This is a genomic window from Moheibacter sediminis, from assembly GCF_900176425.1.
In the GTDB taxonomy this organism is placed as follows: Bacteria; Bacteroidota; Bacteroidia; order Flavobacteriales; family Weeksellaceae; genus Moheibacter; species Moheibacter sediminis.
This window is the reverse complement of record NZ_FWXS01000005.1, coordinates 254415-272761: the sequence shown is the minus strand read 5'-3', so window position 1 is coordinate 272761 and position 18347 is coordinate 254415. Positions and strand designations below refer to the sequence as shown.

Genomic DNA, 18347 nt, shown 5'->3' with positions numbered 1-18347 from the left:
CGAAATTAAAATATTTTCTTAACTTGCACTACTGAAAGCGAAAAAAATCAATGTATGCTAGAGTGGTTCAACACTTTAACTTGGTCTGAACAATTATTTTGGATAATAGCTGTGGTCTCCACTGTTGTTTTCTTAATTGTATTAATCGGGAATCGCCTAAGAATAAAAACAATCCCGGATTTAAATTCAGGTTTTCAGTTTTTTAAATTAAAAAATTGTCTTGCTTTTTTTACCATTTTCGGATGGGTTGGAATTGCAAGTTTATACCAGGGATTCGATTTGATTTTTACCCTAATTATTTCATTCATAAGCGGAATTGTAATGATGTTTGTGATGACAAGTTTATTTTATTATGTCAAAAAAATGACAGAAGGCGGTACGCTCGAATATAAAAATGATCTAAATTCTAAAGGAGAAGTTTTTATAGAAGTCGGTAAACTAAGAACCAGAGTAGGAAAAGTGAAAATCAAGGTACAAGGAACAGTAAAAGAAGTCGAAGCACTCACTGATTTTGAACACGATATAAAAACCGGAACTCTCATACAAGTTGTATCTGTTAATGAAAATGGAATTTTAATTATAAAACCATTGCAATAATCAAAAATAAATGCTAATTTTAACAAAAAATTATAAAACACTAAACTTTCAATATAATAAAAACTAAAATTATCTGATCTAAAAAAACAATCTGGACCCAAAATTGTAAAAAAAGACAACAGCAACTCCCCTAACGTTACTTAAGTCTGTTTAAATAAGTGTTTGAACACAATTTAAAGATTGAAAAAATATTTTATGACTAGATTAAATTTCAGTTTGTTACTGATTGCTTTAGGTTTTTTTCTAAATGCACAGCAAATTAAAGTCTTAAGCCAAGAAAAATCAGATGTTTCATTCCGTGGAATATCAGTTTTGGATAATTCCGTATTTTGGGTATGCGGCACGAAAGGTACTGTAGGTATGTCTTACAATGGCGGAAAAGCATTCAAATGGGTGCATCCAAAAGGCTATGAAAACCGTGATTTCAGAGATATTCATGCTTGGGATTATAAAACGGCAATTGTTATGGCAGTGGGTTCTCCTGGTGTCATCCTTAAAACAAAGGATAGCGGCAATACTTGGTACGAAGTCTTCAAAGATGAAAATGCAAACGTATTTTTTGATGCCATGGACTTTTATGAAAGAAATGAAAATATTGGTATACTGGTAGGTGATCCGGTGGAACACAGCCTTCCTTATATTTTGGTTACTCATAACAAAGGTGAGCTTTGGGAAAAAATTTCTTCTACAGATAAATATCCGCCCATGGGCGCCGGAGAGGCATTTTTCGCAGCAAGTGGAAGCAATGTTAAAATGATTAATGACTCCACATCTATTATGGTATCCGGAGGTAATACTTCTAGTTTTATTGTAAACTCAAAGCCTGCTTTTAAACAATCTTTGAAAAAAGGTACAACTGAAACTTCCGGTGCCAACGGTATTGATTATTCCTCTTTTGAAAATTACGGTATTATTGTAGGTGGAGATTATATGAATCCGGAATCTTCTGAAAATAATTTAATTTTATTTGATTACAACCGTGTTAAGAACCCAACTTTTAGTTATCCTGAAGCTGCTCCGAAAGGCTACAAAAGTAGTGTAACAATCATCGATAAAACAAAAGCAGTTGCCTGCGGAATTTCAGGTGTTGATATTTCAATGGACAAAGGAAAAAATTGGAAACACATTTCGCCCGAAGGTTTCAACGTTTGCCAAAGGGCAAAAAACGGCAATAAAGTTTACATGGCGGGACCCGATGGAAAGATTGGAATGCTAATTGAATAGGTTTAGTTTTATCATAACTTGAGCCTATGAAATTTGAAATCAAACGTTATAAAAAAGTAATATACTGGTTAGGAGGAATTTTAATTTTAATAATTGCATTAAATATTGGAATAAATCAATGGATAAAATCAGAATTACCTGCCATCATCAAAGAGAAAAATGATACTGCTTATGATTTTGAATTTGAAGATTTAAGATTTTCAATTTTTAACAGCAGTATTTCAATAGAGAAAGTTTCCATTAAGCCCAAAGCTGACCATGACCAACCTATACCTTTGGTTATCAGCGCTAATATTGGGGAAATAAGTGTAGTTGGGGTAAATTTCATAAAACTTCTTACCAAAAAAGATTTGAGTGCTTACAGCATTGAAATCAACAAACCGGACATTACTTACACCCAACCTGAAAAAAAAGATACGACTCCAAACAATTCAAAATTAGGTAATTCCATCAATGTCAGTAATTTTGAAATTAATGAAGGAAAATTCAAATTATTAAGTTATAAAAATCAGGAAAAACTTGCGGAAATTAATAATATTGATATCCAAATCGGCGGTGTAAATCTTTCAGAAAGAACACTGGAAAAAGACATTCCCTTTACTTATACTTCATTTCAACTCACTTGTGACAGCATTTATTATAAAATTAACCCTTCGCAGGAATTGAAATCCAATTCACTAAAAGTCAATGACAATTTATTTTTACTGAAGAATTTCAAAATAAGTTCCATAGAAAATATTGCGAAACTCAATCCAAAAAAATTAAATTACAGATTGATGCCTGACATTTCCGCCCCCAATGTTACTTTTACAGGATTGGATTGGGGATATGACAAAACGGATGAATTTTACTTCAGAGCAAGTATTTTGAAATTTGATTCGGTTGACATCAATGTCAAAAATGACAAAGAAACAAATGAGCGAAAAAAAGATTCTTTGGGTTATCTGATTCCATTCAAATTAGACATTCAAAAAGTTTTGGTAGGAAATTCTAAATTGAAAATCGGCAATTCATTAAATGCACAAAACATTAACATTCAGATTGATAAAATATTAAACCAAAAAAATAAAAAACTTTCTATCGAAAATGTTCTGTTAAAAAATCCTTCCATTACAACTTATGTAGTTCAAAAAGAAACAGTAAAGAAAGTTGCTCAAAAAGTGGATTTCAAAGATTTCATCGAAGTCAAAAATGTGAAAATTGAAAATGGAACTTACAAATTAAATAAACATAACAAAAATCAAAATTTACTGAAAGTCAATCATATCAATTTCGAAATGGCTGGAATTCAAATGACTCCTGAAACTTTTTATGAACAAATCCCAATTACTTATCAAAATGTAAGGCTTTCGGCAGCTTCGATTGATTATAATCCCAATCACATCTATTCCATCAAAGCAAAAAAAATCACATTAAATAATGGAGATTTTAGTTTGAGTAATTTTGAAATGAAATCTAAAATTTCACGCACACAATTTGTAAGACAACTCAAAAAAGAAACAGATTTATATACACTTTCTGCCAATAAAATTGATGTGCAAAATATGAATTGGGGGTTTGAAGGAAAAGATATGTTTTTCAAAGTCCCAAAAATTGACATCAATACTGCAAATGCCAATATTTACCGAAGTAAAATTCCGGCGGACGATACCAAAAAGAAATTATTGTACAGCAAATTATTAAGAGATTTACCCATCATTTTAGAAGTTAAAAAACTGAATTTAAAAAATTCAAAAGTCGAATATGAAGAAGAAACAGAAAATAGTACAGGTGCAGGGAAATTGACCTTTGCCAACTTCAATGCTTCAATTGACAATATCTACAGTGGTTATAAAAAATCAACAGTTCCGGATGTGAAAGCCGACATCAAAACCAATTTCATGAACGATTCAAGATTGACCGCAATTTGGACCTTTAATCCTATGAATCGTTCAGAAAAATTTAACATCAAAGGAAGTATTTTCAATTTCGACGCGAATAAAATGACGCCATTTATCAAGCCTTATCTCCATGCTACTGCAGAAGGAAATATGAAGGAAATTCGTTTCAACTTTACGGGAAACGATGTCAATGCAACGGGAGATTTCGGGATAAAATATGACAATCTCAAGGTTACACTTTACAACAAGAAAACCGGCGAAAAACAAAAAACGCTCTCGGCTGTCGGCAATCTTTTGGTGAAATCCAATACTGGTGAAAAATATCATGAGGAAAAGATAAAACCTGTTAATAGAAACCAAGATCGCTCGTTTTTCAATTTCTTTTGGATTTGTGTACAACAAGGACTGAAACAGACTTTGTTGATTATCTGATAATTGAAACCGAATGAGGGATTTTATTTAGTCACGAATTAATTTACGAATAAATATTATAAAAAATATAGCTAATAGCTTGCTTAATTGTTATAAATGCCTAAATTTGCACTCCCATTCCACAAATAGTGGTGGTATAAAAAGGGTCCAATAGCTCAGCTGGATAGAGCAACTGCCTTCTAAGCAGTAGGTCTCAGGTTCGAATCCTGATTGGATCACAATGGCTTGATTAATTACTCTTAAGAGTAGCTTAAAAATGTATAAAACCTGCAATTCTAATAGGATTACAGGTTTTCGTTTTTATTGCTTATCGCTAAAATACTCAAAATTATTGTGGCAAATCTGTGACACTTAAAAAAATACCACACAATTTAATATAAAAAAACTGTATATCAACAGGTTAAAATTATTAACGACTTGACCTGCAAGCGCTTTAGTTCGACATTTAATAACTTTTAAAATCGTTAAATCTCGGTCAACTTAAAGTATAGATATTGACCTAATTACAAACTCTTTATTGTGGTGGAAAATTTGTTACTGATAACTAGATTAGCTTTCTGCAACTTCCCTCAAGAAGCATCACTCTTCAAATTCTCTATAAAATTAAGAAGGCGTAAATCCGGTTTCTTTACTTACTCAGGAAAACGGTTAGGGCAGTACCCAATATTCAGGAGTAGTAAATCATTTTCTGAATGAAGACCAATCGAGAGAGAACTTTAATTTAAGCTAATCGAACTCTCTTTTTGCCTTAACTCTCTTCTTTTTCTTATAAAATCTGCAGGACGAATTCCGTTAACCTCGTTGAAAAGATCGGAAAAGTTTTGCCGGGAAGATATCCCACAATCCTCAGCAAGAGCTTCTATTGTATATTCAAGGTATTTAGGATTGTGATATAATTCATGGGTGATGTAATTCATGCGCAGATTATTTAGATAAGTGTTGAAGTTTTTCATTTTGTACTCGTTGATCACCTGCGAAAGATAAGTAGTATTGGTTTCAAATTTTTTGGCCAATTGTGATTGGGTCAATCCTTTTTTTCTGAATCCTTTATTTTGTTCAAACTTTTCCAGCTTTTGTAAAATTTCTTCAATCAAGTAAGCAGGCTTTTCTGTTTTGCCTTTTTGGATTGGGTTAATAATCATGGATACATTTGTATTCATACGCTGATTATTTTGTTTTATGATTCGTTTTTCTAACTCAATATATTTTTGTTGGATTTCTTTTTCTTTCTTACTTCTATATATGAGATTGATTAACAAAACGAAAGTCAAGACTGAAGCAGCAATTAAAAGATTGAATCCAATAGAATTGCGGTTTTCTAACTGTTCTTGCTTCTTCAATAACGCTTTTGTACTATATTCTTTATGCATTTTAGAAGATAGATATTTGAAATCTTTGTTCAGGACACTATCTACTTTCAGCAGTTGCCTGGTGTAATGTAACTCTTGCTCATGATTTTCTACGGAATGGAAGTGATGTATCAGAATTTCATAATTTTCCCGAATTTGCGGAAGGATAAATTTATTTTTCTGAAAAATAGAATCTACTTTCATAAAGTAGGGAATAGCAAGATTTTTTCTATGAGTTTTCAGATAACATTTCCCCAAATAAAAATAACTAACTGAAAACCAGGTAAAATCATTTATTTTTTTCAATTCTGGTAAGGCATTATTGAAATAGATGATAGCTAAATTAAAATCATTTTTATAATAGTTCGAAACAGCTTTGGATTTTAGAAAATAACTTTTTTCCAAAGCAAACTCTTGAGAGTGTGGTAGAGTGGATAGTCCAATTTGAATAAGGGAATCACTTTTGACGTGGTTACCCAACTGCTGATAACAGATTATCTTTTGGTGTAAGCTATTAAAATAACCTTTTTGATTGTTAAAGACAAGATTAGGATGGATATCGGCAATAGTTAACGGTTCAAAATAAGTGATACATTCATTAAATAGCATCAAAGCTTCATCATAATACCCAAGGTAACTTTTTACAACGCCTATATGATATATTATACTATTTTTTAAATATTTGTCTTCGATGTTTTCTGAATATTGATATGCTTTTAAATAATTATCCAAAGCAGGTTGGTACTTTTTATAAAAAAAATAATATAAAATTCCTTTTCCTAAATAGGCTTTACTAATCAATTCATTATTTTTAGAATTTAATGCATAGCTAATACAACTATCTGCATATACAAGCTTATCCTCTCTTTTAGGGGAAAAAAAAATGAAATCCCGGTATCCCTGAATAATTTTGTCATAATTATTCTCTTTTTTCGCTTTTTCCAGATAAGCATTTACAAAAGGTAGAGCCCTTTGGTTGTTTTCCTCCATATTTTCGTAATGGCTTCTTAACTCCTTAAATGTATTTTTTACCGGAATTTTCGGGTTTTGGGCAAACAGAATGTTCCCCACAAGTAAAAAAAGATAAAACAGTATGTTTTCTAGGATTTTCATTGCTAAAAAGGACGTGACTATTTCTCAAATTTAATTAAAATCCAAGGTTCAAACCAAATAATCTTATTGCATTTATAGTTGGCTGTTTGCTAGGTTTTTATTGTTGTCTTTATTTATAAATCAAGACGTCTTGATTTATAAATAGCTCCAAATTGTATTTTAAAATTCATCTCTTAACGTTTAATTTCGACGAATCTTAAGAACATACAACCCGGTACCGGGATAAACAACAAATAATTAAAAACTAAAAAAACTAAATTAATTATGAGAAAGTTTGTCCCATTCTTAGTAACAATTCTAGTGTCATTGATTTCTTGTCAGGAAGATGACAATTTAACACTTGTTGACGGTTTTAAAACCAAGGCTGAATTATTTGAGAAAACAGCATCTGATGATGAAGAAATTAGAAATGCTAACTTAATAATTAATGAAGGAGATATAAATATGCCTTCATCTAAAGAAGGTGATCCCCCTGTGAAAAATGGAGATCATTGGAAATATTAATAAAAAAATAAAGAAACTCATGTCGCTACTTTAATCAACCATCAAATTACAGAAAGCGGGATAGATTAAAAGCTAACCAAATGATTGGAAACTCTATCCCGCATCTGTAACTTTTTGCACTGTAGAAAAAACATACTGGAAGAATTCTTTACCAACGGTAGAAAATAGCTGCCTGAGATAAGTATAAAATAAATCTTAATTGACTAATTCGATCTAAACTAAACTAATTAAAATACGACATATGAAAAAAGCTTATTATTTACTCAAGATTTTCATTATTTCTTCTTTTTCATTTGGCCAGGTCGGAATCAACACCGAGGACCCACAGGCCATGCTGGATATAAACGGAAATATAAAAATCAGAAATGTTCAAACAGTATCGGAATTGAATACAACCGATTATTCAATTCTGGTCAGAGAAGAAAATCTATCAGGAGATCATGAAATTAAAGGGATAAAAGTAAACGACCTGCTTCAAAACAGTTCTGCATATGCGGCGGCTAAAAATGGAAGCTGGAACCTCCTGAACCTTGGGATTTCCGGAACCAATTGGAGCAAAATAAATCTGAATGGGGACGAAGATACCAAATTAGGAGATCCGGACCTTTTTAATACGGGAGTGTATACGGTTCCGGAAACAGGAATTTATTCTATAAGCTATGAATTTCAGCTTGCGGGAGGAATCGACTTAGGACTATTGGGCGGCAAGAAATTAGGTATCCTAAAGAACAATGCTGTTATAGAAGAAAAACTTTTTGATGCGGTACGGGTACAAGTACTAACCGTTACCTTGGCTGCTGTTCCTGTTACATCATCTACCATTAATACACTTGTCCAGCTTAATGAGGGGGATACGATAACTTTTGCCGTAGAAACAGGGGGAGTGAATCTTAGCTTATTGACAAGTAGTAAAGTATCTCTTAACATTTATAAAATATAATCTTGAGCTTTAAAGAATTTTAACGCGGACTAACCTTAATCAACCCAATCCCAAGGTTACAGAAGCGGGGCAGAAATGTCCCGCGTCTGCAACTTTAAATCATTAATTGATAATTTTAAAATTATTCAGCGGTTTGTACAATTCCTGATACTCATATTAGGATGTGTTTTTATAGTTTCTTGGTTTATTTTTTTGTGAAGAATGACACGGGCTTCGAGTCAATAGTTTCCCTGATCTTAATGTAGAGAGAAATAAATTATCTCCACTATTCCCATGACAAGCAACACGAATACGATACACACCGGCAGATCAGGGAAGACGTGAGTATGACCCAACGAAAGCCCTATCCGCAGGCACATGAGATCGGGCTGCCGAGGAACAGGATGGGAAAAATGGATGAAATCATCCGATAGTTCTTTATATTTTTGTATTTTTAAGCTAGGAAATTCTTCAACCTAAGTCGTCTAAAAAATACCTATAGAATAATGATGGAGCATAATTATCACTCAAAAATCGAATGGACAGGAAACAAAGGTTCAGGAACAGATAATTTTAAAAACTATGAAAGGAGTCATAATATTATTGTTGAGAACAAACCTTTGATTGAAGGTTCTTCCGACCCTGCTTTTCGGGGGGATAAAACAAAACATAATCCAGAAGAATTATTGGTTTCTGCGCTTTCGTCCTGTCATATGCTGTGGTATCTGCATTTTTGTTCGGTAAATAATGTGATAGTAGAAAGCTATACTGATAATGCCCATGCTGTGATGGTCGAAGAACAGAACGGTAACGGTTATTTTAAAGAAGTAACATTGAATCCGGTCGTAACGGTAAGTAATGAGGCAATGATTGAGAAAGCCATTGAACTGCATAAAAAAGCACGTGAATATTGTTTTATAGCAAATTCAGTGAATTTTCCGGTAAACCACAACCCGCAAGTAAAAATAAGATAACATCAGAAAATGAATTATAGTAGCATTGCTGAAAAAATAATTGACCTGAAAAATACAGACTTAGCGCTGCTGGACAAACTTATACAGAGCAGACAACTTAGCAATGGATATAATGAAGAAATGCAGGAGTTGCACAACAGAAATGCAGGGATATTAAATGAAATAATAGATGCAATCGGTTATGAAAACTATGAAAGCAAATGCAGGTTACCTTATGATCAGTTTTTTATTGAATCCACCTTGCTGTCCTGAGAAATTGACAAAGTAGATCCCCGATTGATAGGAACTGACATCTATATCGAACGTCTTTTGTGTAACTTTCTCTTTGTGAGTTATTTTGCCTAAACTATCAAAAATTGTGAGCTCATATACACCATCGGGAACGACAAAATTCACTTTATTATTTGCAGGATTTGGATAGATCACTACTCCCTGAGAAGTTCCTGCCGGATCTTCTGTAGAAAGAAGCTCACCCAGATCGATCATCGCCATAAAATACCCGACCCGTTCTATCGAAATACTTGGATCTTTGTTCGGTATAACTCCCGTAATCAATATCCTTGAGGCATCATAACTTAAAACATCTGTGGGATGCTCCGTACTTTCCAGTTCCTCTACATGAAATTCAAAAGTACCAAGGCTCTCTAATTCGGAATTTAACCGGGTAATGTATAAATTCATTTGCTCCGTGGCATTTTTATACGATCTATACATAAAAACCAAACTGCCATCAGGTTTTACATGAGTAACCGAACGCTTATCAAGCTGAAAAGGTTCTATTTCCCTTTCAAAAGGAAAATTTTTTGCACTTATTATTTGTGCTGATTGATCATCAAGCTCAATTAAGAACATAGCAGCTTGAGGAACTTCGCTCTCATAGCTTAGATACAAACGGTTATTTGCAGTGTTATATAAAAAATCATTAAGTTCAGCGCCACAGTTATTGCAAGGTGGAAGATCCAATGGTTCCTGAAACAAAATTGCTCCTGAAAAGACGTCAATAAATGAAATTATTACCTTATCATTGCCCTCTCCATTAACCCAGGCTCTTTCTCTACCTACAGTATATAATATATTCTCATTTCTGACAATCTTGTAATCTAATAAAAATCCGTGATCTGTTTTTATGGTTTGTTCCCAGACCAGCACTCCGCTATCAACTGATACACATCTGATGATATGGCCATTACCAATTTTATACGAAAAGACAATATTCCCGTTATCAAGGATTATATGATCCACTCCAAAAGCTATTTCATAATTTCCGCTATAAATAACTGACAGCGTATTATCATCATTTATTTTGCACAGATAATGAAGCGGTTGTGAAAAAAAGGAAAGATACAACTCCCCATTATATTCAATAAGATCTTGAACATCTATAAATGGCATTCCTGAAGGAAATTCAAGTATATCCTCTCTTATCACATTCAGATCAGCATCCGTTTGAAGCAGCCAAAAAGAAGCGGGGAGCTGATTATCTTTAAACACTAATGCCTGTTGATCACCTGCTACTCTTACGAGTGGAGTGTAATTATCCTCGGTCTTTTTGTTTGTGATATAGCTATTTGTGACTGTTCCGCTTGCCGAGGTTTGGTATAGTTTGAGTGTATCATTTTCAATCACTACGGTAGAGATCTTCCCAATATTATCACTTAGGCTATTTGGGGTAAGTCCCGCGAGTCCCCCAGCTGAATGCACATCAAAAACATTCGACCACTGTAAAACCTGTGCATTTGACCGATTAAAAAGCGTAAGAAAAGTAAGGGTGAATATAAAAAGAAAGCGTAGCGTTGTTTTCATAACCTAAGTATTTTAATACTACAAAGTTAACCAATTATTAATTTAACTCATTCTGTTTATCTGTCTAAACTTGCTTAACTTTAAAACTTATCAAACAAGCTATTTTTAAAAATAGCGGGTTAAAGTCTATGGTGACATTGCCTTATACTAGTCATGGACAAAATACCGTAACCTGAAAAGGACAAAGAATAGAAGTTGACAAATGGATTACAGATGTTTATGAGAAAGAAAATGACAAATGGCTATGTGTTTTGATATTATGTTTAGATAATTCCTTCAAATTTACACATTAATCGAAATTGGTTGACATACGGAACAGTTAACAAAAGAATTGAAACTTCTTAGGAAACGGATTGTTCTGCCGACTTAATTATTTAGTTCTCATAAGGTGAATACCCCCTTATAGGATTAAAAAGTCTACTGCGCTGCCACCCTTTTGGGACTTATAGCACGCCCATCGCCTCGTAACCCCACTATTCCTCTGCTTTCTTTTTTTCCTTTTTTTCTTTTGAAAAATGTCTTGCGAGGGGAAGCGTAACAAACCACAGCAGAGAAAGGAGAAAGGAAAGCGTAACAGGATTGTATAACATTTTAAACACAAAAGATTATGATCTTGCTACCTTTATTCGGACAGAATAATTCATGATAAAGCTGTAAAAAATTAACTTAGGAAAATGAAGAAAATTTTTTACAGTAAGGAGTTTAAAGATCGTGCCGTTCAACAGAGCTATCATCTTAACAGAATCTGTTTGCCGCAACCGTGTTTATGGGGAGTTACTATTAATTAAATTCCCTTATTCCGTAAAATTCCTGCACAGGATCGGATTTCCAAAATCCCTTTGTATGAACATCCACTATGGTAAGTCTCCCATCATATCTTGCTCCGGTATCCATGTTTGTTATTTGAAATGCAGTCATGGGACGAATTGCTTTTTTTGATCGCAAATCTTATTGCCAAGTTCCGATAGGATTTCCTAAATTTAAAAAACCGGAAATTAGAAATTCCAAGTCTGAACGAAACCAAAGTTAAACTCGAAAAATCTTCTTTGCGAATGACTAATTTATTGGTGCCGTTCATCGGATTCTGGATTCTCGGAATCGCATTGATTTTTTGGAGAAAAAAGAAATACAGCAAAACTTAATTTCAAATAAAATCTGATTTCTAAGCTGTTTCATTAAATCATTACAATTCATTCATTCAAAACTGGGCAATCATTATTTGACTCAAAATGAATTGGATTCTTCAAAATTTTATTTTTAACACAATTTAAAACTGGCAAAAGAATTCAGATCTGACGCTGATTTGGAATTGAGAGCCAAAAACGCACAGTAATTATTTATTGGTTTGTGATGATGACTTAAAAATATTCTCAATTGAAAATCCGGAAGAACCCGTTTTGGTACATTCTATCAATAAGAATTATAAAGATTTAATCATTTACCAAAATAAACTTTTTGCTTTCGATGAAAATGAAATCACTCAATACGGCTGGACAAATTCTGACTCTACAGATTTGTATGAAATTAGTTCAGTTCTATATTGAATCAGGATTCACAACAAATAAGAAGCCGCAGTTAAGCGGCTTTTTTATTTCTTTTTCACATTAAAAATTAACGAAATGTTTTTTTGATCAATGCTATGAAAAAATCATAAGACTTTCCCTTGATAATTTCAAATTTCTCGTTTCCGCCATTTTGATAAATTTCAAGTGTTGTTAATTCTTCTTCTGTTTGAAGCCGTCTGTACTGAACACTATTATTCACAATTTTTTCTTGAAAATTGTTTTCATCTACTATAAAAAAATGATTATCAGAGAATTTTTCAGATTGAATGACAAATAAATTCATAGCGCATAAATTTTGAGTGAATTAAACAATTCTTCCTAAATCTAAAAATGTACCAATTTGTATTTGTAAATTCATTTTAATTGTTAAAATTCTATATTTTAATCTTGAATTAATTCACGCAAAACATTTAATTTCCTAATCAAAAAAATACGCCATTTGTCGTATTTTATTTCATTCAAAAATTACGGACTTTTGACCAAAATAGTATTATGTACAGTAAAACCATCTTTTCATAGAATTTTTAACAAAGCATTTTTAAATTTCACTAATTTTAACCCACATCTATGAAAACGAACTACTTTACAATCTCAGAAGACGGAAAAAGACCTTACAATGAAGACTCTTTTTACACAGATCAAGAATCGGGGTTATTCCTCGTTTGTGATGGCGTAGGCGGAAGTAACAAAGGCGAAGTAGCAAGCAGTAAAGCATGTGAATATTTTTCCGAATATTTATCTGCAACATCCGATTTTTCTTTGACAGGAATTGAAAAAACTTTAATTCAATGTGAATCAAAATTTGATGAATACACTATGCAAAATCCTGACGCAAAAGGTATGGCTACTACCCTAACCTTATTAAAACTATTTTCGGGAAAAGCAGTTATAGGGCACATCGGTGACAGCCGCGTCTACCATGTCAGAAACGGAGAAATTTTATTTCAAACCAATGACCATAGCTTTGTAAATGAATTGGTTGCGAGTGGATTTTTAACACCTGAAGAAGCCCTGACGCATCCTAAAAGAAATCAGATTACAAGAGCGATTCAAGGTTCTGAAAACAATACATATATAGATGTAAATGAAATCGATTCTGTAGAAACAAACGATTATTTCATGCTTTGTTCAGATGGAATTTTGGAAGGAATCGATGATGGGTTCATCCAAAATAATTTCTTAGAAAATAATTCAATCGAAAATTTACAGGAATTAATTCTAAATAATTGCCGGGAAAAATCAAGCGATAATTTCACAGCAATCGTAATTAAAATTTCACAATAAAATTCTGCCAAAACTAAAAAACAACAAAAATGAGCATTTTAAAAGACGGAACAATTCTCAACCGAAACCAGTATAAAATAACAAAATTCATTGCACAAGGTGGATTTGGAATTACCTATCTGGCAGAAGAAATTGGTTATTTTAAACAATCAGGATTTGGGGAAGAATTTGTAGAAGCAAGAAATCCCGAAACGGTTGTCATAAAAGAATTATATTACAACGATTATTGCAATCGTGACGAGCAAACGGGATTGATCAGCATTTCCAATGTAGATAAAAAAACTGAATTTCAGAAACTTGTAAAAAATCAAATCGACGAAGGGAAAACTATCCGTGGTCTAAAGCATCGAAATATAGTCCGTACACGCGACATTTTTCATGAAAACGAAACAGCTTACATGGTGATGGACTACATCGATAGCACCGATTTGGAAGAAATGCTCAAAGAAAAAGGATTTCTAGACAAAGAAACTGCGCTGAAATATATCTTTCAGATTTTAGATGCGGTAGATTACATCCATACCAAAATTGACAAAAAAATTCTCCATTTGGATATTAGCCCAAGCAACGTTTTGATTGACAAAAGCAATGACAATGCGATTTTAATCGATTTCGGTTCGGCGCTTTCTTACGACAATGTTCAAAATAATATCACATCCACAACGAGTCAAATCGTAACCGGAAGAAAAAAGCATTATTCACCTAACGAACAAGGCGACATTGATAATCTTAAGTCCTTCGATGCGACTTTTGATACTTACGCTGTGGGCGCGACTTTGTTCCATTTATTGACGGGTGAAAAACCGCCTTTGAGCAGTATGGTCAGCACAGGCCGCGAAAAAATCATTCCTCCCTCGGAATTCAAAAAAGATGCTTCGGTTACCGATTATCTGGATGCGGTTGTCATCAAATCCATTGCGCCTTTTTACAATGAAAGGTATTCATCAGCGGAGGAATTTGAAAAAGATTTAAAGAAGGAAAATGATTATCAAATCCAAATTTCAAAAATCAATCAATTAATTGCTGATAAAAATGTTCACGAAGCGTTTAATAAGATAAAATCTGCACAGCAGGAATTTTTGAAAACTTCAACTTTACTAAAATTGGAAGACGATTTGAAAAAAGAAGTTGAATTAGAAAGAAAAAATAAGGAATACAATATCCTCTTCAAAAAAGGCTCAGATATGGCTTCGGCAGAGGAATTTGAAATGGCGATTGATTATTTTTCAAGTGCCAAAGAATTATTTCCTGAGAAAACTGAAGTTGATGAAAAAATTAAATTTTGTCAGGAAAAAATTAATTTAAAATTAGAAGAAAAAAGACAAGCGGAAGCTGCTGCCACGCAAAGTTTAATCGATGAAAAAGGCGAAACAGAATTACTTTCAACGCCAATCCCTCCGGCACCCAAACCGGAAGTCATCGGTATGCCGGAAGCGACGCAACTTTTAGAAACACCAAAAAATCCGGAAGTAAAAAGGGAAGAACCCGTAAAAGTAGGAACTCCGAAAGTGGAAACCCAAAAACAAGAGGAGATTTCTGCAATGATTCCGAAGAAAAAGTCAAAAAATGGAGTCATTGTCGCTGCCGTTGTTGGTTTGGTCGCGATTGGAGGAATTTTGTACGCGATGGGTATTTTCTCCGGAAATCAGAACGAAGTTTTAAATAACAATCATATTGCAAATGATACAATTGCTGACAATTCGGAAATAATCGCTGAAATGCCGATTGAAGTAACTGCTGATTCTACTGTAGCTTTGAATTCAACAAATCCAAGCGTGGATTGGAAATCTGAATTCAATGATAAATTTGATGATATTTTAAACAATGAAGATGCACAATCGGCTGCGCAGTCAATTACTCAATACAAATCTTTATTGAGCACAATTCCTGCTGATGCTGCTTCAGAAAGAACTAAAATCAAAAAACGCATCGACGGACTTAACAAAACGATTTCTTCCGAAAAAGAAACAACTGATTGGAATACTGCAAAGAAAACCAATACAGAAAAGTCTTACCAAAACTATATCAACAAATATCCAGGCGGTAAATACGTTTCAGATGCGAGAAACAAAATCGCTGATTTTAAAAAGGATACGAAAAAAGAAGACAACAAAAATAAAATCAGCGATGCCGACATGGCTCAGTACAACAAGGATCTGAATTGGGCAAAAAATATGGTAAGCGTTGACGGCTGCGAAGGCTGTAAAGCGAATTCAACTTGTCAGTCTCAGGTTTCAGCGAAATTGAAAAATGCGTTGAAATACAATCCAAATGGAACGGAAGCTAAAAATCTTCTAAACTGTGTGCAATAATTAATATTCTTCTAAAAACAATTTAAAAATGAAAACGTTTCAATTCAAAAAATTATTAATCTTCATTTGCTTGATCAGCTTACCACTCTCGATTTCAGCACAGGAAGATGATTACATCGATTTCCTAAATAATGCATTAAATGCCGCAAATACAGGAGACCAGAAAGGGTTTACTTCAAACTTGACCTACTTTTCAGTGGCGATCCAGAAAGATAAAATCACCCCGCAAACTTTGTCCAAAAAGAGTTTAGACCTTTATACACAAGCACTTTTTAGTGCACTCTTAAACAAATTCACATTGTCAAATGAATTGAGTAAACAAGCTATTGAATTTCTGAAATACGACACCAACAGCCGTCCGGAAAATATGTTTTCGCTGGGTTATCTTTACCAATACGGCTTAGGTGTTACGCAAGATTACAAAGAAGCATTCAATTGGTACAGCAAAGCCTCTCAAAAAGGAGTTTCATCAGCCTTCACAAACTTAGGTTATATGTATCAGAATGGATTAGGGGTTCGTCAAAATTATGAACAATCCCTTTACATGTATGAAACGGCGGCCAATATGGGTGACGACATCGCGATGAGCAATTTAGGGTATGCATACAGCAATGGTTTGGGAGTTACCCAAGATTATATAACAGCATTGGAATGGCATATTAAAGCCATTGAAGCCAATGAAAATAACGCCAATGCAATGGCAAGCATCGCATATATGTATCAATATGGTCAGGGAATCAGTCAGGATTATGAAAAAGCAAAGTACTGGTACGAAGAAGCTGCAAAGCTCAATAATGCAGTTGCATTAACTAATTTAGGCTATTTGTATCAACATGGTTACGGCACAAAACAAAATTTTGCGGAAGCGCTTTATTGGTATAGAAAAGGGGCTGACGTTGGAAACGGAGACGCAATGACAAACTTGGGTTATATGTACGACGTGGGCGAAGGTGTCGAAAGAGATGTGTCCAAAGCAAAATCTTGGTACAAAAAGGGCTGCGATGCCGGAAGTCAAACAGGGTGTGACAATTTAGCTTTGTTAAATCGCTAAACTATGGAAAATAGTTTTTATAATTTCGCCAACCAACAACTTACCCAAATCATTAAAAATGAATTAATTAATTTAGAAAAATATGTAGCTAACGAATTGGCATTTATTTATCTCGAAAACGATACAGCACAGAACCGTCTGTTGCTAAGAAAAATCACACAATTACATTTACCGCTCAACGTTGTTTTGGTTTCTGAAAATATAGAAATTTCTAAATTGGCTTGGCAGGCTAATTTACTTCATTTTCTGCATTTACCCAAAATGGAATTGTACCCGAATTTCACTTTGTTTCAGGACAGATTGATGTACAAACACGAATATAAGGAATTACCTAAAAAATTGAAAATCAACTTCAAAGGAGGCGTTGACATCATCGAAATCAAAGACATTTGTTATTGCATCGGCGAAGGAAATTACACCACAATTTTTCTTTCCACCGGACTCAAAAAAACAATCACATTTCAGCTCAATGCTTTGGAAAAAAAATTATGTTTGGCTCCCAATTTTCAACGCATTGGAAAATCATTTATCATCAACATCGATAAAGTTTCCAAAATTAAAGGCAGTTCAGTTAACCTAAATTCCAAAAATGAATTGGAATTAATCATCAGTCCATTGTATATCAAAAGGCTGAAAAAAGCAGTTATGTGGTATTAAATTGAAATAATTATGGTATTCAAAATAGGAAGAAACGAGAACAATAATTACGTGATTGACGACCCGACAGTCAGTAATTTTCATGCACAGATTGAAATTGACGAACAGGGAATTTGGACGATTCAGGATATGGATTCCGCAAATGGAATAACTGTAAACGACACCGAAATTGTTAGTAAAAAAATCAATTTATCGGACAAAATTTTATTGGGAAAATTCCTGATTGACACAAATGAATTGAACCAAAAAATCAAAGAATTCAAAAGAAATAACCAACTTGATTTCACACAGGAATTTAATGTAATTAAAGAATATTACGACGAATTCAATGCCAAATCTTCCAAACTCAAAAACACCTACAAATTAAAACCAATTCTCATTCGTGCCGGAATTACATTGGGAATGATTGCGGTAATTTTTTTCCTTCCTGACGGAATTATTGACGGTACTTTGCGTTCGACTTTGATGGTTGTGACGGGAATTTTAGGTGGTATATTGGCGACATTTACAACCAATGATACGAAACTGAAAAACCAATTGGAAATTCTCCATGCACAATATTCAAAAATAATTCTCTGCCCGAAATGTGAACACGAACTCATCAACAAAAGCTGGGGATTTTGGAAAGAACGCGGCGGATGTCCGAAATGCAATTGCAGTTGGAATAAATAATTTCATCAAAT

Annotated in this window: 15 protein-coding genes and 1 tRNA gene; 13 read left to right on the top strand and 3 right to left on the bottom strand. The window is 33.5% G+C overall.

All coding sequences use genetic code 11. The features are described 5' to 3' along the window. Positions 1-54: 54 nt before the first annotated feature. From B8977_RS09500 to B8977_RS09485, 4 genes are all read left to right on the top strand, one after another. The gene (locus B8977_RS09500; protein WP_084017472.1) at positions 55-597 is read left to right on the top strand and encodes a hypothetical protein; all 543 of its coding nucleotides are present in this window, start codon (positions 55-57) and stop codon (positions 595-597) included. A gap of 195 nt (positions 598-792) precedes the next feature. Next, positions 793-1821, top strand: a complete 1029-nt coding sequence (locus tag B8977_RS09495; protein ID WP_084017471.1) for a WD40/YVTN/BNR-like repeat-containing protein — start codon at positions 793-795, stop codon at positions 1819-1821. Positions 1822-1847: 26 nt separating this feature from the next. Then, a complete protein-coding gene (locus B8977_RS09490) occupies positions 1848-4133 on the top strand; it encodes a hypothetical protein (RefSeq protein WP_084017470.1) in 2286 nt (761 codons plus the stop codon). A 144-nt stretch (positions 4134-4277) separates the two neighbouring features. Beyond that, positions 4278-4351 (top strand) — tRNA-Arg (locus B8977_RS09485). A gap of 498 nt (positions 4352-4849) precedes the next feature. On the opposite strand, the gene B8977_RS09480 is transcribed toward B8977_RS09485, so the two are convergent. Then, complete coding sequence (locus B8977_RS09480; protein WP_084017469.1) at positions 4850-6595, bottom strand: helix-turn-helix domain-containing protein; 1746 nt, start codon at positions 6593-6595, stop codon at positions 4850-4852. A 264-nt stretch (positions 6596-6859) separates the two neighbouring features. Here B8977_RS09480 and B8977_RS09475 point away from each other — a divergent pair, with 264 nt between their 5' ends. The 4 genes from B8977_RS09475 (at position 6860) to B8977_RS15005 (ending at position 9244) form a co-directional block, all read left to right on the top strand. Beyond that, on the top strand, positions 6860-7099 hold the full coding sequence (locus B8977_RS09475; protein ID WP_143736426.1) for a hypothetical protein: 240 nt from the start codon (positions 6860-6862) through the stop codon (positions 7097-7099). 241 nt (positions 7100-7340) lie between these two features. Further along, complete coding sequence (locus tag B8977_RS09470) at positions 7341-8039, top strand: hypothetical protein (RefSeq protein ID WP_084017467.1); 699 nt, start codon at positions 7341-7343, stop codon at positions 8037-8039. Positions 8040-8524: 485 nt separating this feature from the next. Further along, entirely contained in the window at positions 8525-8992 is a 468-nt protein-coding gene (locus tag B8977_RS09465; protein ID WP_084017466.1) for an OsmC family protein, read from the top strand. 9 nt (positions 8993-9001) lie between these two features. Continuing rightward, positions 9002-9244 carry a hypothetical protein gene (locus B8977_RS15005; RefSeq protein ID WP_143736424.1) on the top strand — a complete coding sequence of 81 codons (243 nt, stop codon included), beginning with the start codon at positions 9002-9004 and terminating at the stop codon, positions 9242-9244. Here B8977_RS15005 and B8977_RS09460 read toward each other — a convergent pair. Both B8977_RS09460 and B8977_RS09450 read right to left on the bottom strand, forming a co-directional pair. Continuing rightward, positions 9200-10795, bottom strand: coding sequence for a T9SS type A sorting domain-containing protein (locus B8977_RS09460; RefSeq protein WP_084017465.1), 1596 nt, complete (start codon positions 10793-10795; stop codon positions 9200-9202). The genes B8977_RS15005 and B8977_RS09460 overlap by 45 nt on opposite strands. A 1611-nt stretch (positions 10796-12406) precedes the next feature. Beyond that, positions 12407-12643: a hypothetical protein gene (locus B8977_RS09450; RefSeq protein WP_084017463.1), complete on the bottom strand. Its 237-nt coding sequence runs from the start codon at positions 12641-12643 to the stop codon at positions 12407-12409. 284 nt (positions 12644-12927) lie between these two features. On the opposite strand from B8977_RS09450, the gene B8977_RS09445 reads away from it, so the two are divergent. Genes B8977_RS09445 through B8977_RS09425 form a run of 5 tightly spaced genes read left to right on the top strand, consistent with a single transcriptional unit; the run spans position 12928 to position 18336 of the window. Continuing rightward, positions 12928-13644, top strand: coding sequence for a PP2C family protein-serine/threonine phosphatase (locus B8977_RS09445; protein WP_084017462.1), 717 nt, complete (start codon positions 12928-12930; stop codon positions 13642-13644). 29 nt (positions 13645-13673) lie between these two features. Next, positions 13674-15956 carry a serine/threonine protein kinase gene (locus B8977_RS09440; protein ID WP_084017461.1) on the top strand — a complete coding sequence of 761 codons (2283 nt, stop codon included), beginning with the start codon at positions 13674-13676 and terminating at the stop codon, positions 15954-15956. Positions 15957-15984: 28 nt separating this feature from the next. Then, the gene (locus tag B8977_RS09435; protein WP_084017460.1) at positions 15985-17007 is read left to right on the top strand and encodes an SEL1-like repeat protein; all 1023 of its coding nucleotides are present in this window, start codon (positions 15985-15987) and stop codon (positions 17005-17007) included. 3 nt (positions 17008-17010) lie between these two features. Then, complete coding sequence (locus B8977_RS09430) at positions 17011-17664, top strand: LytTR family DNA-binding domain-containing protein (RefSeq protein WP_084017459.1); 654 nt, start codon at positions 17011-17013, stop codon at positions 17662-17664. 12 nt (positions 17665-17676) lie between these two features. Beyond that, the gene (locus B8977_RS09425; RefSeq protein ID WP_084017458.1) at positions 17677-18336 is read left to right on the top strand and encodes an FHA domain-containing protein; all 660 of its coding nucleotides are present in this window, start codon (positions 17677-17679) and stop codon (positions 18334-18336) included. Positions 18337-18347 lie beyond the last annotated feature (11 nt).